22 protein-coding genes are annotated in these 25,551 nt (G+C 67.8%); 14 read left to right on the top strand and 8 right to left on the bottom strand.

Annotated elements, in window-relative coordinates; genetic code table 11:
• Nucleotides 1–39 precede the first annotated feature (39 nt).
• The 8 genes from M2266_RS17290 (at nucleotide 40) to M2266_RS17255 (ending at nucleotide 7,727) form a co-directional block, all read left to right on the top strand.
• A complete protein-coding gene (locus M2266_RS17290) occupies nucleotides 40–372 on the top strand; it encodes a YbaB/EbfC family nucleoid-associated protein (RefSeq protein WP_277438997.1) in 333 nt (110 codons plus the stop codon).
• Between the two features lie 50 nt (nucleotides 373–422).
• A complete protein-coding gene (recR, locus tag M2266_RS17285; RefSeq protein ID WP_277438996.1) occupies nucleotides 423–1,022 on the top strand; it encodes a recombination mediator RecR in 600 nt (199 codons plus the stop codon).
• On the top strand, nucleotides 1,015–1,707 hold the full coding sequence (locus tag M2266_RS17280) for a DUF5063 domain-containing protein (protein ID WP_277438995.1): 693 nt from the start codon (nucleotides 1,015–1,017) through the stop codon (nucleotides 1,705–1,707). Before recR ends, M2266_RS17280 begins: the two co-directional genes overlap by 8 nt.
• Before the next feature lie 453 nt (nucleotides 1,708–2,160).
• Nucleotides 2,161–3,435 (top strand): aspartate kinase, encoded by a 1,275-nt coding sequence (locus M2266_RS17275; RefSeq protein WP_277438994.1) that lies wholly within the window; start codon nucleotides 2,161–2,163, stop codon nucleotides 3,433–3,435.
• Entirely contained in the window at nucleotides 3,432–4,535 is a 1,104-nt protein-coding gene (locus tag M2266_RS17270; RefSeq protein WP_277438993.1) for an aspartate-semialdehyde dehydrogenase, read from the top strand. Before M2266_RS17275 ends, M2266_RS17270 begins: the two co-directional genes overlap by 4 nt.
• 451 nt (nucleotides 4,536–4,986) lie before the next feature.
• Nucleotides 4,987–5,550: a SigE family RNA polymerase sigma factor gene (locus M2266_RS17265; RefSeq protein ID WP_277438992.1), complete on the top strand. Its 564-nt coding sequence runs from the start codon at nucleotides 4,987–4,989 to the stop codon at nucleotides 5,548–5,550.
• Nucleotides 5,547–6,749: a hypothetical protein gene (locus M2266_RS17260; protein WP_277438991.1), complete on the top strand. Its 1,203-nt coding sequence runs from the start codon at nucleotides 5,547–5,549 to the stop codon at nucleotides 6,747–6,749. Before M2266_RS17265 ends, M2266_RS17260 begins: the two co-directional genes overlap by 4 nt.
• Nucleotides 6,750–6,881: 132 nt before the next feature.
• Nucleotides 6,882–7,727 carry an SURF1 family protein gene (locus tag M2266_RS17255; RefSeq protein ID WP_277438990.1) on the top strand — a complete coding sequence of 282 codons (846 nt, stop codon included), beginning with the start codon at nucleotides 6,882–6,884 and terminating at the stop codon, nucleotides 7,725–7,727.
• Between the two features lie 24 nt (nucleotides 7,728–7,751).
• On the opposite strand, the gene M2266_RS17250 is transcribed toward M2266_RS17255, so the two are convergent.
• Nucleotides 7,752–9,536, bottom strand: a complete 1,785-nt coding sequence (locus tag M2266_RS17250; protein ID WP_277438989.1) for a prolyl oligopeptidase family serine peptidase — start codon at nucleotides 9,534–9,536, stop codon at nucleotides 7,752–7,754.
• Between the two features lie 84 nt (nucleotides 9,537–9,620).
• Here M2266_RS17250 and M2266_RS17245 point away from each other — a divergent pair, with 84 nt between their 5' ends.
• Nucleotides 9,621–10,298, top strand: a complete 678-nt coding sequence (locus M2266_RS17245; RefSeq protein ID WP_277438988.1) for a methyltransferase domain-containing protein — start codon at nucleotides 9,621–9,623, stop codon at nucleotides 10,296–10,298.
• Here the strand turns inward: M2266_RS17245 and M2266_RS17240 are convergent, their stop codons facing one another.
• From M2266_RS17240 to M2266_RS17225, 4 genes are all read right to left on the bottom strand, one after another.
• Nucleotides 10,299–10,634: a DUF6191 domain-containing protein gene (locus M2266_RS17240; RefSeq protein ID WP_277438987.1), complete on the bottom strand. Its 336-nt coding sequence runs from the start codon at nucleotides 10,632–10,634 to the stop codon at nucleotides 10,299–10,301.
• A gap of 49 nt (nucleotides 10,635–10,683) precedes the next feature.
• A complete protein-coding gene (locus M2266_RS17235; protein WP_277438986.1) occupies nucleotides 10,684–11,496 on the bottom strand; it encodes a class I SAM-dependent methyltransferase in 813 nt (270 codons plus the stop codon).
• A gap of 133 nt (nucleotides 11,497–11,629) precedes the next feature.
• Nucleotides 11,630–11,875: a DUF397 domain-containing protein gene (locus M2266_RS17230; RefSeq protein ID WP_277438985.1), complete on the bottom strand. Its 246-nt coding sequence runs from the start codon at nucleotides 11,873–11,875 to the stop codon at nucleotides 11,630–11,632.
• Between the two features lie 573 nt (nucleotides 11,876–12,448).
• On the bottom strand, nucleotides 12,449–13,438 hold the full coding sequence (locus tag M2266_RS17225; protein ID WP_277438984.1) for a DUF3800 domain-containing protein: 990 nt from the start codon (nucleotides 13,436–13,438) through the stop codon (nucleotides 12,449–12,451).
• A gap of 494 nt (nucleotides 13,439–13,932) precedes the next feature.
• On the opposite strand from M2266_RS17225, the gene M2266_RS17220 reads away from it, so the two are divergent.
• From M2266_RS17220 to M2266_RS17200, 5 genes are all read left to right on the top strand, one after another.
• Nucleotides 13,933–15,456, top strand: a complete 1,524-nt coding sequence (locus M2266_RS17220; protein ID WP_277438983.1) for a class I SAM-dependent DNA methyltransferase — start codon at nucleotides 13,933–13,935, stop codon at nucleotides 15,454–15,456.
• The gene (locus M2266_RS17215) at nucleotides 15,453–15,872 is read left to right on the top strand and encodes a hypothetical protein (protein WP_277438982.1); all 420 of its coding nucleotides are present in this window, start codon (nucleotides 15,453–15,455) and stop codon (nucleotides 15,870–15,872) included. Before M2266_RS17220 ends, M2266_RS17215 begins: the two co-directional genes overlap by 4 nt.
• On the top strand, nucleotides 15,778–16,581 hold the full coding sequence (locus M2266_RS17210; protein ID WP_277438981.1) for a restriction endonuclease subunit S: 804 nt from the start codon (nucleotides 15,778–15,780) through the stop codon (nucleotides 16,579–16,581). The genes M2266_RS17215 and M2266_RS17210 overlap by 95 nt, the downstream gene beginning before the upstream one ends.
• A 191-nt stretch (nucleotides 16,582–16,772) precedes the next feature.
• Nucleotides 16,773–20,351, top strand: a complete 3,579-nt coding sequence (locus tag M2266_RS17205) for a DEAD/DEAH box helicase family protein (RefSeq protein WP_277438980.1) — start codon at nucleotides 16,773–16,775, stop codon at nucleotides 20,349–20,351.
• A 301-nt stretch (nucleotides 20,352–20,652) separates the two neighbouring features.
• The gene (locus M2266_RS17200) at nucleotides 20,653–22,164 is read left to right on the top strand and encodes a hypothetical protein (RefSeq protein WP_277438979.1); all 1,512 of its coding nucleotides are present in this window, start codon (nucleotides 20,653–20,655) and stop codon (nucleotides 22,162–22,164) included.
• Nucleotides 22,165–22,168: 4 nt separating this feature from the next.
• On the opposite strand, the gene M2266_RS17195 is transcribed toward M2266_RS17200, so the two are convergent.
• From M2266_RS17195 to M2266_RS17185, 3 genes are all read right to left on the bottom strand, one after another.
• On the bottom strand, nucleotides 22,169–22,606 hold the full coding sequence (locus tag M2266_RS17195; protein ID WP_277438978.1) for a hypothetical protein: 438 nt from the start codon (nucleotides 22,604–22,606) through the stop codon (nucleotides 22,169–22,171).
• 536 nt (nucleotides 22,607–23,142) lie between these two features.
• A complete protein-coding gene (locus M2266_RS17190) occupies nucleotides 23,143–23,880 on the bottom strand; it encodes a type ISP restriction/modification enzyme (RefSeq protein WP_277441242.1) in 738 nt (245 codons plus the stop codon).
• Between the two features lie 452 nt (nucleotides 23,881–24,332).
• Nucleotides 24,333–24,983 (bottom strand): hypothetical protein, encoded by a 651-nt coding sequence (locus tag M2266_RS17185; protein WP_277438977.1) that lies wholly within the window; start codon nucleotides 24,981–24,983, stop codon nucleotides 24,333–24,335.
• Nucleotides 24,984–25,551: the final 568 nt, after the last annotated feature.

Genomic DNA, 25,551 nt, shown 5'->3' with positions numbered 1-25,551 from the left:
CCCTACCCCGCAACGTTGTCGTGAGGCAGGAGTGAACCCGTGATCCCCGGTGGTCAGCCCAATATGCAGCAGCTGCTCCAGCAGGCCCAGAAGATGCAGCAGGACCTTGCCGCGGCCCAGCAGGAGCTGGCCGAGGCCGAGGTCGAGGGTTCCGCGGGCGGCGGCCTCGTGAAGGCCACGGTGACCGGGGCCGGTGAGCTCCGGGGGCTGGTCATCGACCCCAAGGCAGTCGATCCTGAAGATACGGAGACGTTGGCCGATCTGGTCGTCGCCGCCGTGCACAATGCGAACGCGACCGCGCAGGAGCTCCAGCAGGAGAAGCTCGGTCCGCTCGCCCAGGGGCTGGGCGGCATGCCCGGCCTGCCGTTCTAGTTCCCAGCCGGTGTAAGTCGGCGTAAGCGACGACCCAAGGAAGGCGCCCCGTGTACGAAGGCGTGGTTCAGGACCTCATCGACGAACTGGGCAGGCTGCCCGGCGTGGGTCCCAAGAGCGCGCAGCGGATCGCCTTCCACATCCTGCAGGCGGATCCCGCCGATGTGCGGCGCCTCGCGCACGTACTGGCCGAGGTCAAGGCCAAGGTGCGGTTCTGCAACATCTGCGGGAACGTCGCGCAGGACGAGCAGTGCCGGGTCTGCCGTGACCCGCGCCGCGACCTCGCGGTGATCTGCGTGGTCGAGGAGCCCAAGGACGTCGTCGCGGTCGAGCGCACCCGTGAGTTCCGCGGCAGGTACCACGTGCTCGGCGGCGCGATCAGTCCCATCGAGGGCGTCGGTCCGGACGATCTACGGATCCGGGAACTGCTGGCGCGGCTCGCGGACGGCACCGTCACCGAGCTGATTCTGGCGACGGATCCCAACCTTGAAGGTGAAGCGACCGCTACGTACCTGGCCCGCATGGTGAAACCCATGGGGCTGAAGGTGACGCGACTGGCCAGTGGTCTGCCCGTGGGGGGAGACCTGGAGTACGCCGACGAGGTCACGCTGGGTCGTGCCTTCGAAGGGAGACGACTGCTCGATGTCTGACACCGCGGTAACCGCAAAGGATTCGAAGGGCGCGCCCGGCACTCCGCAGCGCGACCTCAGCGATCCGAACGTCCAGGAACCCGACGACTTCGCCGTCCAGATCTGCGATCAGATCGAGAGTTTCATCCTCTCGGTCCGCGAGGTCGCCAAGGGCGACGACCCGGACAGCGCGGTCCCGTACCTGCTGCTCGAGGTCTCCCAGCTGCTGCTGGCCGGCGGCCGACTCGGCGCGCACGAGGACATCGTTCCGGACGAGCGCTACGAGCCCGACATCGGCCCCGAGCCGGACGCGGACGAGCTGCGGCAGCACCTTGCGGCGCTGCTGGAGCCGATCGACGTGTACTCGGAGGTCTTCGACCCCTACGTGCCGCGCAGCACGCCTGTCGCCTGCCGTATTTCGGACGATATGGCCGACGTGGTGACCGATCTCACGCACGGACTCGCGCACTTCCGCGCGGGCCGGGTGAGCGAGGCGCTGTGGTGGTGGCAGTTCTCGTACCTGTCGAACTGGGGGCCGACGGCCAGCGCCTCGCTGCGCGCGCTGCAGTCCCTGGTCGCCCACGTCCGCCTGGACAGCCCGCTGGACGAGCTGGACGGCCTGGACACCGACGACTCGGCCGACGACGAGGAGCGCTTGGCCGAGGAGGCCGGCAAGGTCATGGCGGCCGAGCTGGGTACCCCGTGAGCGCCCGCGCCCAGCCCGCGACCGGCTGATTCGGCGATCCGGACGGCTGATTCGGCGGCCCGGGGCGGCTACGTCGCTGGTCTGGGACGGCTGAGTCGGCAACCCGGGGCGGCTATGTCGCTGGTCTGGGACGGCGCTGGGCCGGCGGTCCCGGACGTCTGAGTCGGCGGACCCGGATCCCGGACGTCCGAGTCGGCGGACCCCGACGGGCCAGGCCGCCGGGTCGTGGCCTGCCGAGCCGCCGGACCCTGACCGCCTGCTGCGCCGATCCCCTGGATCTCGATGATTTATCCCCGGCCGCGCATCCGCGCCTGATCTGGGGTTATTCCGTTCTGTCCTGGGCATGGGCCCACCGAGTGGGCCACCTGTCTCAATATCCGATACTGCGGAGGCCGCCCCGGCCCGCTCGTTAGACTGAGCCGACCGCAGTTCCAGACCTCCCGAGGAGCGCACGTGGGCCTTGTCGTGCAGAAGTACGGAGGCTCCTCCGTCGCCGATGCCGAAGGCATCAAGCGCGTCGCCCGGCGAATCGTCGACACCAAGAAGAACGGCCATCAGGTCGTCGTCGTGGTGTCCGCGATGGGCGATACGACGGACGAGCTGATCGATCTCGCCGAGCAGGTGTCACCGATTCCCGCCGGCCGGGAGTTCGACATGCTGCTGACCGCCGGTGAGCGGATCTCCATGGCGCTGCTGGCGATGGCGATCAAAAACCTCGGCCACGAGGCGCAGTCGTTCACCGGCAGCCAGGCCGGGGTGATCACCGACTCCGTCCACAACAAGGCGCGGATCATCGACGTGACGCCCGGCCGGATCCGGACCGCCCTCGACGAGGGCAACATCGCGATCGTGGCCGGCTTCCAGGGCGTGTCCCAGGACAAGAAGGACATCACCACCCTGGGCCGCGGCGGTTCCGACACCACTGCGGTGGCGCTGGCCGCCGCGCTCGCCGCCGAGGTGTGCGAGATCTACACGGACGTCGACGGGGTCTTCACCGCCGACCCGCGGGTCGTCAAGCGCGCCCGGAAGATGGACTGGATCTCCTTCGAGGACATGCTGGAACTGGCCAGCTCCGGTTCGAAGGTGCTGCTGCACCGCTGCGTCGAGTACGCCCGTCGTTACAACATCCCGATCCACGTCCGCTCGTCCTTCTCCGGTCTGCCGGGTACCTGGGTGAGCAACGAAGCACCGCAAGGAGGCAAGCCGATGGAGCAGGCGATCATCTCCGGGGTTGCGCACGACACGTCCGAGGCCAAGATCACGGTCGTCGGGGTGCCGGACAAGCCGGGCGAGGCGGCGACGATCTTCCGGGCCATCGCGGACGCCGAGGTCAACATCGACATGGTCGTCCAGAACGTGTCGGCCGCGGCCACCGGTCTCACCGACATCTCCTTCACCCTCCCCAAGACCGAGGGCCGCAAGGCGATGGACGCGCTCACCCGGTCGCAGGACCGCATCGGCTACGACTCGCTGCGCTACGACGACCAGATCGGCAAGATCTCGCTGGTCGGCGCGGGGATGAAGACCAACCCGGGCGTCACGGCGACCTTCTTCGAGGCGCTGTCGAACGCCGGGGTCAACATCGAACTGATCTCGACATCCGAGATCCGCATCTCGGTGGTCACCCGGGCCGACGACGTGAAGCCGGCCGTCCAGGCGGTGCACTCCGCGTTCGGGCTCGACACGGAAAGCGACGAAGCGGTCGTCTACGGCGGTACGGGACGATGAGCTACGGCCCGGCCACGGCCGCGGGCTCCGCGGCCGGCGGTCGGTCCAAGCCGACCCTCGCCGTCGTCGGTGCGACGGGCGCCGTCGGCACGGTGATGCTGGAGCTGCTCTCCACCCGGCAGGACGTGTGGGGTGAGATCCGGCTGATCGCCTCCGCGCGGTCGGCCGGTCGCCGCCTCGTGGTGCGCGGCGTGGAGACCGAGGTCGTCGTGCTGAACGAGGAGGCGTTCGAGGGCGTCGACGTCGCGATGTTCGACGTCCCGGACGAGGTGTCCGCCCAGTGGGCGCCGATCGCCGCCGCCAAGGGCGCGGTCGTCGTGGACAACTCCGGAGCCTTCCGGATGGATCCCGACGTCCCGCTGGTGGTGCCGGAGGTCAACGCGCGCGCGGTCCGGATGCGTCCGCGCGGCATCATCGCCAATCCCAACTGCACGACGCTGTCCATGATCGTGGCGATCGGCGCGCTGCACGCCGAGTTCGGGCTGAGCGAGCTGATCGTCTCCTCGTACCAGGCGGCTTCCGGTGCGGGTCAGTCCGGCGTGGACACCCTGCGCGACCAGCTGTCCAAGGTCGCCGGCACCCACCTGGGGACCCAGCCGGGCGACGTGCGGCGCACGGTCGGCGACTTCGGCCCCTTCCCGGCCCCGCTCGCGCTCAACGTGGTGCCGTGGGCGGGCTCGCTGCGCGAGGACGGCTGGTCCTCGGAGGAGCTCAAGGTCCGGGACGAGTCGCGGAAGATCCTCGACCTCCCGGAGCTGCGCGTCACCGCGACCTGCGTACGGGTGCCGGTCATCACGACGCACTCGCTGTCGGTGCACGCGCGGTTCGAGAACGAGGTGACCGTGGAGAAGGCGCACGAGATCCTGCGGGGCGCTCCCGGTGTCGTCGTGACCGACGATCCCGCCCAGGGCGAGTTCCCGACCCCCGCGGACGCGGTGGGCACCGACCCGACCTGGGTCGGCCGGGTACGCCGCTCGATGGACGACCCGAACGCGCTCGAACTCTTCGTGTGCGGCGACAACCTGCGCAAGGGTGCCGCATTGAACACCGCCCAGATCGCCGAAGTGGTGGCGGCCGAGTTCGTCGGTTCGCACACGTGACGGGCAGGCACGTATGACGCGCATGGTGCGCGGACACGTGTGACGTCCGAAATGCACATCATGTGATCAACTTTTGGTCTGGACCACTTGAAGTGGCCCCTCCACCAATGGACAATTCGCTCCCTGGCCGCTGCAACCGGCAGTAGACGGGGAGCGTCTTTGTGTCAGCACACTGCCCTAATGTGCTGCGTGCCGGGGGTTGTTGGGCAGGCGCGGTTCGTGCCTGGGCAAATGGGCGCATTGGGGAAGAGTTGGTACGCATGGGGATGTTCGGCGCCAGATCAAAGGCGAAGCCTTGCGCGTACAACCCTGACGGGGGGACGCGTGTCCAACAGTCGTGGCAGAGGCACTGGGTATCGAGACGGCACTTGGGCGGAGCGGAGCTCCGACACGTGTGCCGCGCTCCCGTACGCCCATCCGTACGGCCGGCCGGGCCCGTACTCCCGGCGGGATGCCCGTGATAGCGCCCTGGCCGATCGTGCGCGTGCCGTCCGAGCTGGGTGCTGAGGCCGCGATGCCCGTCGGCACCACGGTCGACCACCTCACCGAGACCTACCGCGCCCACTACCGGTCGCTGCTCGGCCTCGCCGCGCTGCTGCTGGACGACACGGCCTCCTGCGAGGACGTCGTCCAGGAGGCATTCATCCGCGTCCACTCCGCGCGCAGCCGCGTGCGTGACCCCGAGAAGACCCTCGCCTACCTGCGGCAGACGGTGGTCAACCTCTCCCGGTCGGCGCTCCGGCGGCGCATCCTGGGTCTCAAGCTCCTCTCCAAGCCCATGCCCGACATGGCGAGTGCGGAAGAGGGCGCCTACGAGATCCTGGAGCGCGACCAGCTCAAGACCGCCATGCGTTCCCTCCAGCGCCGTCAGCGCGAAGTCCTCGTGCTGCGCTACTTTGCCGACATGACCGAGGCACAGGTCGCCGAGACGCTCGGAATTTCCCTGGGCTCGGTGAAGGCGTACGGTTCCCGTGGCCTCGCGGCGCTTCGCATCGCGATGGAGGCGACCGTATGACCACCCCCTACGACTCACGTGGCATGGATCCAGAGAACCCTGAAATCCGCGAGAACCCTGAAATCCGCGAAGACCTGAACGAACCGAACGAACGGGCCGAACGGGCCGAACGAGCCGAACGGGCCGAACGGGCCGAACGGGCCGAATCGAACGCAGGGCGCGGCGACGGACCCGCCGGCGCCGGCCCTCTCAGGACGGGAGCCGGGTCCGGAGCGAGCTTCGACGAGCTCGCGCTGCGCCGGCTGATGCAGGACGCGGTCGCGGGACTCAAGCCCGCCCCCGACGCGCTCGACCACCTGCGGCACGCCGTTCCCGCCCGCCGTACGCGCCGCCGCCAGGCCATGGCCGGCGCCGCCGCCGCGTTCCTGCTGGCGTGTACCGCCGTCCCGGCCCTGCTGCATGCCGCCAACACGGCAGACCAGCAGGACACCACCGCCGCCGGCGTCGCCAACCCCAACGAGCCGCGGCAGGACACCGGCGGCGCGGGGGAGAGCAGCCAGGACGAGACGGGCGGCCCGGCCGACACCGGGACGAGCCAGGGCAGCGCCCCCACTCCGTCGGCGACCCCGTCGCCGTCCCGCACCCTCACGAACGTGCCCGGCGCCACCGTCGCCCCGAAGCCCAGCAGCTCGACCGGCCGCACCGCCCCGACCTGCCACCGCTCGCAGCTCGGCAGCGGCGCCGGCAAAACCGATGCCCCGGACTCCAAGGGCACCGTGTACGGCTGGTTCCGGGTCGCGAACGTCTCCGCGAAGGGCTGTCTGGTCAAGGGCGGCGGCGCCCTCACGGTGCTCGCGCAGGGCAGCGCCGACGCGTCGAAGATCCAGGTCCTGCAGCACACGACGGGCGATCCGGCCAGCGGACTGCCCGACGTGGCGGTCGAGCCGCTGGTCCTCCAGCCGGGCGACACGTACGAGGTGCGCTTCGCCTGGGTGCCGGACTCGGCGGGCCCCAACGGCTGCCCGGTGCCGCCCACCCCGACCACCGTCGGCGGAACCACCAGCGGCAGCGGCGCGAACAACGGCACCAGCGCCTCGGAGAACACTCCGGCGGCGGCCGACGAGCCGCCGACGCCCGCCCCGGCGAGCGTCGAGGTCAGCCACACCCCGGAGGCCGGGGCGCCGGCGGTGGCCGACACGACGATCCCGGACGCATGCGCGGGGACGATCTACAAGACGACGGCCCTCGCACCGCAGTGACGGTCCTCGCGCCGCAGTGACGGCCCTTGCGCCGCAGTAGGCGAGGCGGGGGGCGGGCCCGACGGCGGCCATCCGCCCCGCGCCCCCGGGCCCGGTGGCGTCCACCCGCCCCGTTCCCCGTACCGTTGGGGCGTGTACCGGTTTCTGCTGACCCCGCGCTGGGTGGGAGTCCACCTCTTCGTCGTGCTCGCCGTGCCGTTCTGCGTCTTCATGGGCAGCTGGCAGCTGAGCCGCTTCGAGGACCGGATGAACAGCCACCACGTCGCGGAGCAGGCGCCCAAGGCGGCCGCGTCCGCCGCCCCGGTCCCGCTCGCGACCGTCCTCCCGGACACCAGGGCGCAGGTCACCCAGGACACCACCGGCCGCACCGTCACCGTGACCGGCCGCTACGACACCGCTCACCAGCTCCTCGTCCCCGGCCGTGACCTGGGCGACCGCACCGGCTACTACGTGCTCACCCCGCTGCGTACGGCCGGTGGCGCGGCTCTGCCCGTCGTGCGCGGCTGGCTTCCCGGCGCCGCCTCGTCCGCGAGCCGCGCCGGCATCCCGGCGGCGCCCGCCGGCGACGTCACCGTCTCCGGCGCCCTGCAGGCGCCCGAGAACACCGGCACCCAGGGCGTCCAGTCCGCCGGCGGTCTGCCGCAGGGACAGCTCGGGATGATCAGTGCCGCGTCGCTCGTCAACGTACTGCCCTACGAGGTCTACAGCGGCTGGATCACGGTCGGCGACGCCACCGCCCCCCTCAAGGCGGTCCCGCCGGCGGCCACCGGCAACTCCGGGCTCGACCTCAAGGCCTTCCAGAACCTGGGCTACACCGGCGAGTGGTTCGTCTTCGCCGGCTTCGTCGTCTTCATGTGGTTCCGGCTGGTCCGCCGCGAGGCGGAGCTGCGCGAGGACACCGCGCTGGGCCTCGTCCCGGAGCAGACGGAGGCCAAGGCAGCGCCGGGCAAGCTGGAAGAAGCCCTGCCGGGCGACTGAGGCCTCACCCGATCCGGACCTGGATCACAGCGCGTGCTTCATGGCGAAGGCCAGCTCCAGCCGGACCTGCTTGATCCGCTCCTCGACGACGAGCGAGCCATGCCCCGCGTCGTACCGGTACACCTCGTGGACCTTCCCCAGCGCCACCAGCCGCTCGACGTAGTTGTCGATCTGCCGGATCGGGCAGCGCGGGTCGTTCATGCCCGCCGAGATGTACACGGGCGCGGTCACCCGCTCGACGTACGTGATCGGCGACGAGGCCTCGTAGCGCGCGGGAACGTCGGTGGGCGAGCCGCCGAAGAGCGTGCGGTCCAGCGACTTCAGCGCCTCCATCTCGTCGTTGTACGAGGTGACGTAGTCGGCGACGGGAACGGCCGCGAGCCCCGCCGTCCAGGCGGTGGGCTGCGTTCCGAGCCCCAGCAGCGTCAGGTAGCCGCCCCACGAGCCGCCGGAGAGCACCAGCTTCGCCGGGTCGGCCAGCCCCGAGCCGACGGCCCACTCGCGGACCGCCGCCACGTCCTCCAGCTCGATCAGCCCGACGCGGTGCTTGAGCGCGTCCGTCCACTCCCGCCCGTAGCCGGTGGAGCCGCGGTAGTTGAGCCGGACGACGGCGAAGCCGTGGTCCACCCAGGCCGCGGGCCCGGCCGCGAAGGCGTCGGAGTCGTGCCAGGCGGGGCCGCCGTGGACCTCGAAGACCGTCGGGAACGGCCCGTCGCCCTCGGGCTTCTGGACGAGGGCGTGCACCGGCCCGCCGGGGCCGTCCACCCACACGTCCTCGACCGGCACCGAAGCCGGAGCCTTGAGGCCCGGCGCCTCCAGCACGATCCCGCCCGCCGTCGACCGCACGACCGACGGCTGCTCCGCCGACGACCACAGGTACTCCACCGTCCCGTCGGGGCGGGCCGTCGCGTTGCCCACCGTCCCCCGCGGGGTCTCCAGCCGAGCGAGCTCGCCGGACGCCAGGTCAAAGCGGAACATCTCACTCCGGGCCTGGTACGAGTGCACGACCAGCAGCGCGGAACCGTCCGGATACCACTCGGCGGAGACATCGCCGGGCAGGTCGATCGCCAGCGCGGTCTCCTCGCCGGTCAGCACGTCCCACACCATCGGCAGCCAGCGCCCGGCGCGCTGGTGCCCGACGAGCAGCCGGGTGTCCCCGGCCACCGGCGCGAAGCCCAGGCAGTCCAGTCCGAGCTCCTCCGTGCCGCCACGGGAGTCGTCCAGCTCGGCGACGGTCGAGCCGTCGAGCCGAACCACGCGCAGCGCGCCGTGCATCGCGTCGCCGTGCTCGGTGTGCTCGATGACGAGCAGCGTGCCGTCCTCCGACAGGTCGCCGACCCCGGCCGACTCCGCGTGCCGGTATATCTCCACGGGTGCGGCGCCGGGCCGCACGACGTGCACGGACGTGCCCTCGTCGTCCGTCGACCGGCCGATCACGACGGTCCCGTCCGCGCCGAGCGCCAGGCCGGCGGGGTACGAGGGTTCGAGGCCGGGCGTGGCCGGCTCGTCCTCGCCGCCGCCGAACGGCTGGCGCATCCACACCCCGAACTCGTCCCCATCGGTGTCGGAGAACCACCACACCCACTCGCCGTCGCGGGACAGCGTGCCCTCCGTCGTCCCGTTCGGCCGGTCCGTCGCCTGGCGGCGTTCGCCGGTGGTCCGGTCCCAGGCGTACAACTCGTACGTGCCGGTCGCGTTCGATACGAAGAGGCAGCGCTGCGGCGCGTCCTCCGCCCACTCCGGAAGCCCCACGCGAGGCGCCCGGAACCGCTTTTCCCATTCCGGCATGGCAGCCGTGACTTCACTCATGGCTCCATCAAACCCGATGGCCGGTCGCCTTCACCCCGACTAGGGTCACTCCTCATGGACACGAGGGCCCCGGCGGGCTGACGAGTGACGCAACGTGCCAGGTGGGACGAGAGCGCGCCGTTCGGCGCCGCGAGCGAACACGACGACCTGGAGGATTTCCGGGCCGGCGAGGACATGGTCCGTCCCTTCGAAGCGGCGGAGATGGGCTCCGTCACCGGGAAGTCGCTGCTGCACCTGCAGTGCCGCCTCGGCCACGAAGCCCTGGCGTGGGCACGTCGCGGCGCCTCCCGGGTCGTCGGACTGGACTCCTCCGAGTCCGCCGTCGAAGCCGCCCGCGACCTGGCCGCCGACCTCGGCCTACCGCCCGACCGCGCCTCCTTCGTCGCCGCCGACGTGTACGACGCGGCCGGGGCCGTCCCCGACTCCGCCTACGACATCGTGTACACCGGCCCCGGCGCCCTCTGCCGGCTCCCGGACCTCGTGCGCTGGGCCGAGACGGCCGCGTCCCTCGTCGCGCCCAGCGGCTTCCTGTACCTCGCCGACTTCCACCCCCTGGCGAGCTCCCTCATCGCCGACGACTTCAGCGGCGACGGGAGCTACCCGGACTTCGAAGGCTGGGGGAGGCAGCACACGCTCGGCGACGTCGTCACCGCCGTCGCCGCCACCGGCCTGCGACTGGACTTCCTGCATGAGCACGACGGGACGCACGCGAGCGTGCCGCTGATGTACTCGCTGCGGGCGTCGCACGCGGCCGGAAGCTGATCAGAAGGAGCGTGCGGGAGCGTCGCCGGCAGCGGGGATCCGGAGAATGGCCGTCCCGCCGTCCAGGTCGACCCGGGAGCGGGGCGGCGCCCCGTCACCCTCTTCGTCCCTCAGCACCAGTGACGTCCTGCGCTGCTTGAGCTCTTCCTGCTTGCCCGCCGACAACGTCGCGTGCAGCAGCTCGAACCCCGTCGACGCCACCTGCCCCTGCCGCCCGTCCCCCCGCCACGGCAGCACCCCGGCCCGTCCGGCCCGCAGCATCACCTGGTCGACGAACGCGGCGACCGTCAGCAGGACCACCAGGCCCGGCAGCGTCATGAAGAAGAGCATGGCCATGCCCCGAGCATCCCCCACCGCGCCCCGGAGGGCGAGAGGCGGGAGCCGGTCAGGCGCGATCCGCGGTGAGGGCGTACGACGGCAGCGGTTCGTTGCCCTTGTCCTTGGCCAGGGAGCCGAGTACGTCGAGCTGGCTGACGAGGAACTCCCGCGCCGGCGGAGCCAGATCCGCGAACCGCTGGTCGGAGCCGGCCATCCGCCGTGCGGCGTCCACCTCCCAGTCGGCGTCCTGCAGACCCGCCGTGTCCACCTCCAGCTCCGAGGCCACCCGCCATCCGGCCTCCGCGAGGATCCGCAGCAGCGCCTCGTGCGAGAACGGCGTGCGGACGTTCCCTTCGCCGCGCGCCCCGACCGCCTCGACATGGCCCTGCACCAGGACGGCGAGCAGATGCGGCAGCTGCCCCACCCCGCGGGGCCGCAGATCCCACTCCGAGAAACACAGCCGCCGCGCCCACGGCCGGACGCGCGTCAGCGTCGCGCGCAGCTGGTCGAGGGAGGCGAAGTACCAGGAGCAGTGCGACAGCACGACGTAGTCGAACGTGTCATCGGGAAACGAGACCGCCTCGTCGAGGACATCGACGCCGAACCGGATGTCGATCCGCGCCCCGAGCGGTCCGTCGGCCAGAAACGCCGCCGACTCCCCCAGCGTGACCGGACTCCCGTACGAGGGCTCCGCGATGTCCACCCCGACCACCCGGCCGTCAGGCCCGACCGCGTCCGCGAGCACGGCGGTCATATCCCCCTGCCCGCAACCGACTTCGAGCACCGAGGCCCCGGCCGGAATCCCCCACCCGTCGACCAGCCCCACCCGGAACCGCGTCTGATCCCGCTGCACCTGAGGGTGCCCCACGGAGGCCGCCATAGCCCCCACAATTGCCTCAACCCGACCCATAAACCATCTCCCTGCTCAGCCCTGCCGCCCCCGCCGCACCGACGGTAGGTGAGGGATCACCAAAGGGCGCGCGGTTTTCCGGGTGGGGCGGCTGCGCGGGAGGTCAGAGCCGGCGGGCGTACGTGACGAAGGCGGCCCACGCGCCGGGGGAGAAGGGGAGCTGCGGACCCTCCTTGTCCTGGGAGTCCCGGCGGTGGACGGTGTCGGGGGAGCGCGCCACCTCGATGCAGTTGTCGCCCTCCGAGCCGCTGTGGCTCGACTTGCGCCACGTGAGGGCGACCTCGATGCAGTCGCCATCACCGCCCCTGCTGTAGCTGGATTTGTGCCAGACCAATTCGGGGGTGCTCATAGCGCTCGTCGCAGTCGCAACATCAGGCTCCTGGAGCCGTCAGGGGTGAGAGCCTGCGCGCCGATTCCGGGCGTGGCCTGCATCTGGTGGAGGCGCTGGTGGACCGCTGGTAGGTGGTGGCCAGGGACGCCGTCGGCACGACCCTACGTGTCGAACTCGACCTGCCCCGGGACGCGGTGGGCCACGCCCCGGTCGGCCACGCGACCTTTTCCTGAAAGGAACGGAGGAACCACCCACCAAACCAAACCCGAACCGGCCCGCAGCAGGCCGTCACTCGTGTGGGTAACGGAGTGTTACGAGAAGGGGTGGGGCCGGTAGGGTCGGCCGCGACAACCGCAAACAGAGATACGGCCCCCGGCAGGACGGCAATCCTGGTCGAGGGCCTGACCACCTAGGAAGAAGTAGCTTCCCGATGGCTGACCGCCAGTCTAACGCGGCCCTGCCCGCGTACCAGATCCCCAGCGACGCGCCGCCGTCCGGCGTCCTGCACGTCCGGCACCGGCACACCGACCGGCCCCTGCGGCCATACGGTGCTGGGTACCTCTGCCGCCTGTCCTCGATCCCTTGCGCAGGTCAGGGCGTCGACGGCAGACCGTCGGTTGCGCCCACCTCAGGCGGCGTGACGTCATGTCGCATGCTCTGTTGGCCTGGGATGGACGACGAAGGGACGACGGCGGTTTTGCGAGGGCCGAACATCAGGTTCGACGGCTGCTGTGTCCGTCGGTCGGAGACCACGATCCCGCCGCGCCACTTCCCGCCGGGGTCCTGGTAGCGGAATTGCAGCTTCTTCAGCCGCTCTCCAAACTGCTCCTGCAGCGGCCGATAAGCGTCGTCGCAGTGCACGTTCCACGTCACGTCGCTCAGGTAGGCGTGGCACGCGATCGGGAACAGCAGCGAGGACACCACGAGGTCAGCGAGCTGAAGAAGAGTGTGCGTATCGCTGTGACCGAAGACCGGAGACTCGATGATCCCGCGCAGGCTGTCCCCGCCCGCACGGTACTTGCGGGTGGTCACGCAGTGCACGTTGGGGGCGTTCTTCACCTTCGTACGGCTGTCGAGAACCATCATGCCGCGCGAGTGCTCGTGGGCGAGTTGCGCCTGGAAGGTCTCGTTCAGCGCGGCGACCGAGGCCGGGTAGACCCCGGACTCGTCGAACGCCAGCCCCTCCTCCTTGATCCACACACGAGCGAGGAGGCGGGTCTCGTGAGCTTCCAGTATGTCGAGGAGTGATGCGATCAGCTCCATGGCCGCACGCCGCCAGCTGTGGTTGCCGGCGCGCAGGTTCTTGCGCACGTCCGAGCCCTTGATCTCGTGCTGAATCACGTCGGAGAGCTGGTCCGCGTTCCGTAGCTGCGGCCGGTAGTGCTTCTTGACGTCGAGAAAGGCCCAGGTGAGGGACTTGACGTGGTTCCTGGGTACGGTGAATCCGCCGACGACGAGGACCGGAGGGGCGTCAGGCCGCGCGGGATCTAGTGTCTGCCCGTTGCCTGCTTCGTCGATGTAGCACAGATGCACCGAACCTCCCGTAAACACGTCTGTGGCCGCCCCCGAAGGGACGGCCACAGGGTCTGCGCAGCCATATGCGCGATGTTTTGCTTGCTGAGTCTGATCCTGCCAAGGCGGCTACGGGCGGTCAAGACGGGAGTCACGCTCGGTTGACCGGTGAGTCGGGTTTCGGCCGGCCGCGGTGGACGAAGCCGAGAACGCCATCCATATGCACGGCGGCCTGGGTGTGCCTGGCCGGTTCGCGGAAGATCTTGAACTGTGCCTGTGGCTCGACCGGCCCCAGGGCTCGTGCGGGCGGAAATGACGGACACCCGGGACGGCGGCATGCCGCCGAAGGCACCCTCGTCGCCGCCCGAGCTGGAGCGGAGTCCGGCCGCGCGGCCTGTGCCTGGTCTCAGTCCCGGCGAGCCCGCTGGCGGTGGTGCCGTGTATGGACGGAGGTTCAGGCAAGTTGGTGCGCGCGGAGGTCGACGTACGAACGGTCGGGTGGGGCTGTCACGGAAACCTCAAGCGGGTCCGTCCTGAGACTCGGGCGTCGTAGGATCCGCCATGTGATTACGGGCGAACTGAAGAGCAAGGTGGGGCGCGTCTGGGATGCGTTCTGGTCGGGCGGCATCGCCAACCCGATGGAGGTGATGGAGCAGATCACGTACCTGCTCTTCGTCAAGCGGCTGGATGAGATCCAGACCCGCAAGGACCGCAAGGCAACGGCAACGGGCAAGCCCGACCCGAATCCCTTCTTCTCGAACGACCAGCAGGATCTGCGCTGGCAGAACTTCAAGGTCAAGGACCCCGAGATCCTGTACGGGCTCGTCGCTGACGGAGTCTTCCCGTACCTGCGCCGCATGGGCGGGGACGACTCGACGTACTCCCATCACATGAAGGGTGCTCGGTTCACGATTCCGGGGCCCAATCTGCTGGCGAAGGTCGTCGACCTGCTCGACGACATCTCCATGGACACCAGCGACACCAAGGGCGACATCTACGAGTACATGCTCGCGAAGATCGCCACGTCCGGTCAGAACGGCCAGTTCCGCACGCCGCGCCACATCATCGACCTGATGGTCGAGATGACCCAGCCGGGGCCGCGCGACGAGATCTGCGATCCGGCGTGCGGCACGGCTGGCTTCCTGGTGCAGGCGGCGTCGTACGTGCGGCGGGTGCATCGCGACGCGCTGCTGGGGGTGGAGCAGCGCAAGCACTTCAACGAGTCGATGTTCCACGGCTTCGACTTCGACAACACGATGCTGCGCATCGGATCGATGAACATGCTGCTGCACGGCGTGGCGAACCCGGACATCCGGCACCGCGACTCACTCGCGGAGAGCGCGGCCGGCGAGGCTGAGCGCTACTCCCTGATCCTCGCGAACCCGCCTTTCGCGGGGAGTCTGGACTACGAGTCCACGGCGGTGGATCTTCAGCGCATCGTCAAGACGAGTAAGACGGAACTGCTGTTCCTGGCTTTGTTCTTGCGGCTGTTGAAGCCCGGTGGCCGGGCTGCAGTCATCGTCCCGGACGGGGTGCTCTTCGGCTCGACGAAGGCACACAGGGAGCTGCGTCGGATCCTGGTGGAGGACCAGCAGCTCCAGGCAGTGGTCAAGCTCCCGAGCGGGGTCTTCAAGCCGTACGCCGGTGTCTCGACGGCGATCCTGTTCTTCACGAAGACGGACTCGGGTGGCACGGACCACGTCTGGTTCTACGACGTGCAGGCGGACGGCCTGAGTTTGGACGACAAGCGCAACCCGCTGCTTCCGGAGGAGCGCTTGGGCGTCCGCCCGCAAGGCGATCCGCTGACGGCGGATGAGCTGCTGAAGAACAACCTCCCGGACGTTTTCGCCCGCTGGCAGGAACGGGACGGCACGGAGAGGGACCGGGCACGGACCGAGCAGAGCTTCCGCGTACCCAAGGCGGACATCGCGGCCCAGGGCTACGACCTCTCCCTGAATCGCTACAAGGAGATTCTCCATCGGGAGATCGTGACGCGGACTCCGGCGGAGGTTTTGGCGGACTTGGAGCAATTGAACGAGGAGATCGCCAAGGGCACGGAGGAGCTTAAGGGGATGCTGGCAAAATGACGTGGCCCGAGGTTCCTTTCCTGCAGGCTTTGCGGGATGTTTCCGGCGGCAACGCCAAGGTTCCTAAATCGGACTTCCGCAACTCTGGTGCGCTGCCCGTTGTGGATCAGGGGCGGAGGAACATTGCGGGATATGTGTCGGATCCGGATCTGGCACAATGCAATGAGTTGCCAGTCATCGTGTTCGGTGACCACACGCGGTGCTTCAAGTACATCGATTTCCCTTTCGCGGTGGGCGCTGACGGCGTGAAGATCCTCGCCGTGGAAGATGGATTCGATCCGAAATACGTATTCTGGTTCTTGACGTCGCTCGACATTCCCAGTGCTGGATATTCTAGACATTACAAGTTTCTTCAAGGGATTTTCGGTAGCCAAGCCACCGCTGGCGGAACAAAAGCGTATCGCCCTCGCCCTTGACCGGGTGGACGCGGTCCGCGCCAAGCGCCGCGAGGCCATCGCCCTCCTCGACGACCTCGCCCAGTCCATCTTCCTTGACATGTTCGGTGACCCGGTCGTCAATGCGAAAGACTGGCCAGTGCGGAAGCTCGAGAAAATGGGCACCCTCGATCGAGGCGTCTCCAAACATCGTCCCCGGAATGATCCGGCGTTGTTGGGGGGAGAATTTCCTCTGATTCAAACGGGAGACGTTGCTGGTTCCGGTGGATATATCACCAGGTTTACTTCCACTTATTCTGATCTCGGCCTGAATCAGAGCAGGCTCTGGCCTGCAGGGACCTTGTGTATCACCATTGCGGCAAACATCGCCAAGACGGGGATTCTGACCTTCGATGCTTGCTTCCCTGACAGTGTCGTCGGATTCACCGCAAGTCCGGCGAGAGTTGAGTATATTCGAGCCTGGCTGTCGTTCCTTCAGGAGGCGCTGGAGGCTTCCGCTCCCGAGTCTGCGCAGAAAAATATCAATCTTGCCGTCCTTCGCAATCTGGAGATTCCCTACCCTGGCGAGGATCTGATCCGAGTCTTTTCGGAACGTGTAAAGGTCATTGAAGTCTCCAAAGATGCCCACCGCACCCACCTCGCGACCCTCGACGAACTCTTCACCTCTCTCCAGCACCGTGCCTTCTCCGGCACCCTCTGGGATCATGAAGCCACCGGCGGAGCTGCGTAAGCTGCTTCCGCCATACCCGGTGCGCAGCACCACCAGCACCACCAGCACCACACGCCACCTCGACGGCCGGGCAGGGGAGCCCAGCCCAGGGGTGGTTCTGCCGTAGGGGACGGACAATGCGCCGGCCTCGTGCGGGCCCGGGACGCCCGGGTCCGCACGACAGGGCCGCGCAACAGGGGAGGGACACCGGCATGGGTAACGAGCAGAACAGCGACGACCAGGGGCAGGCCCAGCAGGACAAGCAAGCCCGCGACCGCGCCGCCGCCGACAGCGTCGCTCGCGCCGCGAGCGGCAACTTCGCCTTCCTCCGCGCCGAATGGCCCGCCCTCTACGATGAAGCGACCCGCGCCGAGCGGCTGATCCACCACGACCCCCGAACCGCCTGCTTCTACGCCCGCCGTGCCATCGAGATCGCGGCCCGTTGGATGTACGACAAGGACAGCAGCCTCAGCGCGCCGTACAAGAATGACCTCGCGGCGATGCTCCACGAGCCGACTTTCCGGCATCTTGTCGGGCCGACGGTCAACGCCAAGATGGACCTCATCCGCCGGCACGGGAACAACGCAGTACACAAGGCCGCCCCGGTCTCGGGGGCCGTCGCCGAGGCCAGCGTCAAGGAGTTGTTCCACTCCCTTTACTGGTTCGCCCGGACCTACACTCGCCAGCCTGCCGCGCTGCCGCCCGCCGGTCTGGAGTTCGACACCAGCGCCGTGCCGCGCCCCCTCTCGCCGCAGGCCCGCATGTTGAAGCAGGCTGAGCTCAAGGCTAAGGAAGAAGAGGACGCCGCACGCTTCAAGGAACAGGCCGAGCAGCTCGCGGCCGAGCGCGCCCAGAACGCGGACCTTGCCCGGCAGCTCGAAGAGCTCAAGGCGCAGATCGCAGCTGCGAAGGCCGCCAACCAGTCCGTGCAGGACACCCACGACTACGACGAGCAGGCGACCCGCGACGCGTTCATCGACCTGCTCCTCAAGGAAGCAGGCTGGGACGTCCTCACCCGCGGCAAGGACACCGAGTACCCGATCGCCTCCGGCATGCCCACCAAGACGGGCAAGGGCTACGTCGACTACGTGCTCTGGGGCGACGACGGCAAAGCCCTTGCCGTCGTCGAGGCCAAGCGGACCCGGCGCGACGCCCGTGACGGGCAGCAGCAGGCGAAGCTGTACGCGGACGCGCTCGAAAAGCAGTTCAACCGCCGTCCGGTGATCTTCTACACCAATGGATACGAGACCTACCTCTGGGATGACGGCCTCGGCTACCCGCCCCGCCAGGTGCAGGGTTTCCTCACTAAGGACGAGCTGCACTGGCACATCCGGCAGCGCGCCGGCCGTCTCTCCCTTACGGCCACACCGGTGAACGAGAAGATCGCGGGGCGCCCGTACCAGCTCCGCGCGATCAAGCGGGTGGGCGAGACCTTCGAGCGTGACCGGGGGCGGCAGGCGCTGCTCGTCATGGCGACCGGCACCGGCAAGACCCGTACCACCGTCGCCCTCGTGGACCAGTTGATGAAGGCGGGATGGGCGCAGCGGGTGTTGTTTCTCGCCGACCGGCAGGCTCTGGTCACCCAGGCGATGAAGGCGTTCAAGGAGAACCTGCCGAACACACCAGCGGCCAGCCTCCTCGACGACAAGGCCGCCTCAGCCCGCGTCTACCTCTCCACGTACCAGACGATGATGAAGCAGATCGACGTCACCGACAGTACGGGCCGCCGCCGCTTCGGACCGGGGCACTTCGACCTGATCGTCATCGACGAGGCACACCGCTCCGTCTATGCGAAGTACGGCGAGCTGTTCCGCTACTTCGACTCGCTGCTGCTCGGCCTGACGGCCACGCCCAAGGACGAGATCGACCACAACACGTACAAGCTGTTCGCCATGGAGGACGGGGTCCCGACTGACTCCTACGGCCTTCAGGAAGCCGCCGCCGAAAGCTACCTCGTCCTTCCCAAAGCGGTGAAGGTGCCGCTGAAGTTCATGGAACACGGCATTCGCTACGCCGACCTCTCGGAGGAGGAGAAGGCCGAGTGGGACGCCAAGGAATGGACCGAGGACGGTGACATCCCGGACGCGGTGGGCCGCCATGATATGAACAAGTACCTCTTCAACGAGGACACCGTGGACAAGATGCTGCAGACGCTGATGACGCGGGGTCACCGCGTCAAGGGTGGCGACCGGCTCGGCAAGACGATCATCTTCGCGAAGAACAACGACCACGCCCGGTACATCGAAGAGCGCTACAACTTCAACTATCCGCAGGGCGCCGGCCACTCCGCGAGGGTGATCACGTACAAGGAGACGTACGCCCAGTCCCTCATCGACGACTTCTCCGACCCGAAGAACCCGCCGAACGCTCCCGACATCGCCATCTCCGTTGACATGCTCGACACCGGCATCGACGTGCCCGAGGTGGTGAACCTGGTTTTCGCCAAGCCGGTCTTCTCCAAGACCAAGTTCTGGCAGATGATCGGCCGCGGCACCCGCCTGCGCCCGGCCCTCTACGGCCCCGACCCCGACAACCCCGAGCACAACAAGCAGAACTTCTACGTCTTCGACTTCTGCGGCAACATCGACTTCTTCAACAGCCAACTCGACCGGTCGGAGGGGCGCAGGGCCGTTACCCTCGCCGAGAGGCTCCTGCAGCGCCAACTCGACCTGGTTCGGGTCCTGGACAAGCGGCAGCAGCCCGATCCGGCACGCGACGGCGGTCCCGCCGCGATCGGTACCGAGGCTGAGATCCGCTGGTCACTGGCGCACCGGCTGCACCGGACTGTCGCCGGTATGAACCTGGACAACTTCCTGGTGCGCCCGCACCGCCGGGAGATCGAGGTCTTCGGCGAGTTCGGCAGTTGGCACCGGGTGGACGACACGGCGGACACCGCGATCCGTGACCACTTGCTCGGTCTCCCCAGCGAGTTCCGTCCCGACGACGAGGAGATGGGCGAAGAGGCCAAGCGGTTCGACCTGATGGCGTACGGTCTCCAGCTCGCCGCGCTGGAAGGAGGAAAGGAGTTCGCCAAGCTGCGCACGAAGATCCAGGACATCGCCTCCAACCTGCTTACCAAGACCAACATCTGGGTGGTCGGCGAGCAGGCCGAACTTCTGGAAGCGGTGGCGGGCGAGGAGTGGTGGAACGATGTGACGCTCCCGATGCTGGAGGACATGCGCCGCCGTATGCGCCGGCTCGTCCGGCTCACCGACCCCAAGATCAAGCGCAACGTCGTCTACACCGACTTCATCGACCAGTTCGGGGACATAAGCGAGGCGGAGATCCAGGGGATGCCTCAGGGCACGGACGAGCAGCGCTTCAAGCAGAAGGCGCGAGCCTATCTTCTTCGCCACGAGGACCAGCCGGTGGTGCGCAAACTGCGGCGCAACGAGCAGATCACCGAATTCGATCTTGAAAGTCTGGAAGAGATCTTCCTCGCAGAGGCTGTCGCCTCGCCCGAAGACTTGGACGACGTGCGCTCCTCCGGAGGCCTCGGTCTGTTCGTGCGCGGGCTGTGCGGGCTGGACCGGCAGGCCGCGCAGAAGGCATTCGAGGCCTTCTGCCCGGACAAGCAGCGCAGCTCCCGCCAGCTTGACTTCCTGACACTGATCATCGACACGGTTGTCAGGCGCGGAATCCTCAGCCTGGGGGACCTCTACGAGGACTCGTTCGCCGACCTCGCCCCCGGCGGTCCGGGCGACCTGTTCACCGATGACGAACTCGAACGCCTCGAGGTCATCTTCAAGGAACTGGAGCAGACGGCCAAGCCCATTACCCTCGCGGCATAGGTTCGGCGCCGCGGCGATCAAGGACGGCGCCTGAACGTCGATACGGGCCCACCCTGCTGCTGCGGCTGTAGGAACTGAGACGAGCAGCGCCGGCTGCCCCTGCGGTGTGGGCTCGGCAAGTTGTTCCCAGTGGCCCGTTCGCCCTTGGCCCGTTCCTCTACAGCGCTACGAGCGGCCTTGCCAGTTGCAAGCCGGGTCGCTATCAGTCTTCGAGTCGCCCTGAACATCCTCTGCGGGTACGGCAGATGGTGTTGACTTCCTGTCAGGTGGGCTGATCACGCAGGATGAGCGGGAGGCGGCAGTGGAGCAAGTAGAAGGCGGAGAGGGCGTCTTCCCGAAACCTTCCAATGTCAGGAACGAGCTCTCCGGGCAGGTGGCCGGCCCGGCCATCCAAGCCGGGGCGATCCATGGCGACGTGAACATCACAATGACGGGCTCATCGTCGGTAGCCGAGCCCACCGACGATGCCCTCGCCGAGGAACTGCGCAGGTCGTCACAGGCTTGGCGAGCCCGGCTCTCCAGTGTTGACCTGGTCAACCTGCCACGAATGGCGATGCTCGCGCAGAGTAATGCGGTGGCGGCTGCGGCAAGGAGAGCCGGACTCGATGGCACCAGGCCGTTTGGCGGACAGGGGCTAGCGCCGGGGGAGTTCGTTCGGATCGTTCGCCCTCTGTTCGAAACATGGGATGCGGAGGCGGTTACGCTCGGTGAGAGCACGGTGGAGAAGGTGCATCGTGGCCTTCTGGTCTCCTTCGAGAGCGCTATGCGCTGCAGCAATCCGCCCGAGGTTCCGCTGAAGGAACCGACCGGAGTCCTGACAAAGGATCCCCACCTGGCCTTCACTCTCGGGGCAAGGAGGGTGGTCATCACCTTCGACCCGCGTTGGCTGACGACATCGACGGCGACCACAACGCTCCATGACGCTGCCGAGCATCCATTGATCTTCTCGGGTATCGGAACTGTAGCGTCGGTGTCGGATGGAGGTCAGATCCGAATCTCCGCGCTTGTGCTCGGGCAGCCGGAGACCCTGGTGCAGGCTCAGTTTGAGTATATGAGGAACTCTCTTTTGCCGGCCCCACCCGGTTTGACAGGGGCGGACTTTCAAAACGAGCTGTCGAGTTCGGAGCTAACGCAGCTTCAGGGGAACCAATTGCGAGAAAGGGGAGGAGTTGTGAATCGTATGAGAATTGCCCTGCTGTTTAATGAGGACGCGGTGCTGCCCGGGCAGATCGACCGAGATGTGCTGACCCAGGTCTCGCGGGTTGTCCCCGAATATCGGCGTGATCTGGGCGTGGCCGTCGCAAGTCTACTCTTCAACGGTGACGGTGTTACGCGTGCTGACCTCGCCGCCTATTTCCTTGCCCGGGAACCCGCGCTCTGGAAGTCCCTCACAGTGCCTGGACTTACTACTCTTATCGGGTCCTACAACCTCGCCGTCTGTACCGTTTCTGGGCTCAACGAGGAGCAGGCGGCGGACCTGCACGAGGCGATGCATGAAGAAGTTTCCAGTTATCTCGGATGCGTCGAGGTAGATAGGAACTTGCCCTTGCATGAGCGGCTTCTCCCAGCCCACGATGATTACCATGTCGCGGGTTCCGAATTGCGGCTGGTCTATAGTGCGGCAAGGCGTGTTCTCGACGAGGCCAATGGCGAAGACCTCGAAGCACCGTTGAATGAATGGCGTCAGGGAGGGTTGTTTCGCAGCGTGGAGTGGGAAGAAGATTTGGAACAATCTGCGGCCGAGGAAAAGGAGGCATCGATGCTTATCGAGGCTTGGCTGAATGCGCAGTCTGAAAAATTTCCCTCGGAGTGATCGATCATTCCCTTTCGGTGGATGCCGCAGTGCGCGTCGTGTTGAAGGTGATGCTTGAGAAATCCCGCCCTTGAAGTACCGGCCCATTCTGGGTGCCACCGCTGATGCTGTTGTGCACGGCGCCGCCCGAGAAGGAGGCCTGTGCCTGCTGCCACCACTCATCGAGCAGCACGCGGAACTCTCCATCCAGAGCTGCTCGTACCCCGAGAGCGGTGGCCAGCACTTGCGCGCGCATCGGGTCGGCAGGCACTCCCTCCAGCGCAGCGACTTCCAGTTCGCCGGAGCTGACCGGGGGCGTTCCGTCGTCCTGCGTTCCCTGTGCCGCGGCTCGCCCGAACGGGCGCCGCACCAGCGCGGTGAGTCCTTGCCACGCCTGACGTCCGCCTTCGCCGCCGAGTCCGCCGGCCAGCGCGGTGAGGGCCGCTGCGGTGATCGGGTCCATGTGGGGCTCCCTCATTCGGTGTCGGATCCCACCCTAGATTGCCTCGCCGCCTCCCCAAGCGGTTCCGGCATAGACGCCGACTCACGTTTCTGACTTCGACCAGCGCCTGGCGCTGCCATCGCGTCGTCGTTGCCCTCATCACGCGGGATCGGCCTTTTCGGTTCGACGTGATCGGGCCAAGATCGCTAGCTGGGCGGTTGGCGTTGCTGCTGGTCAGCGGGTTGGGGTGGATGAGTCTGAGGTGGCGTCCCATGGATTCGGGGAGCGGATCGGCTCCTGTGGCTCCCAGCCCGGGGTCTCACGCAGTAGGCGTATCGCCACCACCTCACCCCCATCCGCTTCCGTTGGGCTTGTTGCGCCGCGTCGGATCAGGATCGGAGGTCGGCGGTGCCGTCAGCCATCCTGGCGTCCTTTTTTCACCAGCCGGCCTCATAGCTCAAACAGTCCGTCTCCCGTGTCCGATGCCGCCCTCAATGGCTTGGCCGCCTCCGGGGGGACGGGAAGGATCCCCGCCGTGGTCAGGTCCGCCACTGTGATCAGCGGGCTCGCGCACACGTCCTCGAGGAGCGCGGCCTGTGCAGGTTCCTCGCGTATGAGCAGGCCCAGGACGTTGAGCAGTTCGAGTAGTTCAGTGGTCCAGACGGGGAGCCAGCGCTGAGCGACCACGCGGTCCAGTTCGAGGCGTCGTTTACCGGCGGGATCCTTCTGCGGTATCCGAACCACTTGTCGAGGACGTTCATTCCGGACACCTCGTACTCCCGGACTGTGCGGGGAACCGGGCTGATCCGCCCGGCGCCGATCCACAGATCCTGGGTGACCGGGTCGTACTCCAGCTTCTCCGGCATCGCTTCGGGATCGTCCGGGATCTCCTCCACGCACCGGGGGCGGTCGCGCGGCAACAGCACTCTCCCGTAGGGACGTCCGGCCGCATCGTCGGCGTACCGTTCGCCGTAGGTATGCAGCCACAGAACACGTCGACCGATGCCGACTGCTTGCTCCCACAGGCGCGGATCGGCTGTGAGGGGTATCCGCGCGCCAGGGACTTCTAGGTCTTCCTTGAACCGCGCGGAGTAGTCCGGGTGCGACGCGACTGCGGCGATGTAGGCCAGGAGATCCTCTGGCGTGAGCGGCACGCCGAGTCGCTCGGTGATCAGGGAGAGCAACCCGGGGGCCAGGTTGGGCAGCGTACCGGCCGCGTTGCGATAGAGAGGTCGGGCGCAACCGCTTCGGTTGTTGTAGTAGTCCATGTCGGTAATGAGGGCGCTGAAGACCAGATCCGGCCGACGTCAGGCCGGTGCGGTCACCTGCCGCACCCTGCTCCCCGTCGGGGTCGGACTAAGTTCCGACCCTCGCTCTCAAGGAGGGTACGAAGGGAGCACGGGGCGCTTGGAGGGTGCGTGCGGGAGCGCGCGGAGGCACAACTGCACGCGCTCCATGCGCTGGCGCACTCCGAAGCGCAGTGAGAGTGCCGAACGTCCCAAGCTCCCCTGCCGAGGCGCCGCTTTCCGGATGGCGGAGGGGATTCCGTCGCCCACGTCTCGACATCGTTTACCCGAGGAGGGCAGATTCAGGCTTCTGTGCTGGGGTGAGCGGCGGGAAGGCTACTGCCGGGCGGGGGTCGGTGCCGCGGTTGCGGCAGGCGAGACGGCCACCAGGGCTGCGCGAGAACGCCGAAGGAGCGTTGCCGGCAGGCGACGGTGCTGGGTGGGGCGGCCTGCCGTCCACGTCACGAGTCGGTGAATACGGCGACGTAGCGGAACTCGCCCTGAGGTCCGTCTTGCAGTGAGTACGGCTGCCAGTTGAGGGGGTAAGAGCCGTGCAGGGCTCGTGTGTTCGACTCGTAGTCGCCGCCACCCCAGAGGAGTTGGCCTGCCAGGGCGCGGCCCTCATGAATACGGAAGTCGCGGTCCCGGGTGGGCTTGCTGCCTGGCTTCGGAGGCGTCCACAGGCCGGCTGCGTTGGTGATGAGGAGGGCCAAGCCGTTCTGGTCGGGGCGGTTGCCGAAGCGCTCAAGCCGGGCGATGTCGGAGACGAAGCCGAGCCGGGCCAGGTCGGTGGCTGCGTGCGACCTCAGCGCGTACTCCTCCGGGACGGATCCGGCTGCTCCAGTCCAGTTCGCCGTGAAGTACTTGAACTCGATGGCCGTGCGGGCCGAGGGGCCGATGCAGAGCAGGTCGAGGTACTCGGCGCCGACGGCGGCTGGTGCGTTCTGGCGCACCTCCAGCCTGGACTGGATCTTGGGCGCCAGTTCCCAGAGCACGCGCGCGAAGCTGTGCTGGAGGTCCGCCTCCGAGTGGAACACCGGCCGGTCGTGCCGGAGCCGGGCCATGACCTCGGCCAGCGGCATTTCTCCGGCTATCAGAGGCTCGGCACTCATCGTGGCCCCCATACCCTGTGACGCTGCTCTCGCTGATTTGTACCGCGCATGCTTCCCCCAGCTGCCGACGTATCCGTCGTGGCGACCGTAGCGCCGACACGGGGACCAGCTCAGGCGTTCCGCCCGGCAGGGCGGTTCCGACCCGGGAGCCGGGTTTCGAGAACGGCTCCCAAACGGCTCCCAAGATCCCCCGGAAACGAGACAGGGCCCCGATCCTCAATGAGGATCGGGGCCCTGACCTGCTGCTATACCGTCGGGGTGGCGGGATTTGAACCCACGGCCTCTTCGTCCCGAATCACGGGCACCGCGGTCGGTGAGGTCATCTACGCACGTCAGAGGCAGCGCAAGGGTCGTTAAGGGTCGCCGCTGGCCGCCCTGGTTGCTGTACTTCGCTGCTGTACTTCCGGCACTGCCTGAACGTCGAGTACCGGCTCGGGAGTGCAGTCAGTACTCCATGGCTAATCGTCGGTACGTGGCCGGCGGGCGCGCCTGATGTTCGTAGAACCGGTCCCGCCCGAAGACTGCATCCAGACGCGGGGGAGTGCGCGGTGAAGTTGTCTCCGGTCGG

It is taken from the genome of Streptomyces sp. SPB162 (assembly GCF_029504575.1).
Classification (GTDB): Bacteria; Actinomycetota; Actinomycetes; order Streptomycetales; family Streptomycetaceae; genus Actinacidiphila.
Note: the sequence above shows the minus strand (reverse complement) of the source record. Positions and strands in the feature narration are given on the sequence as shown.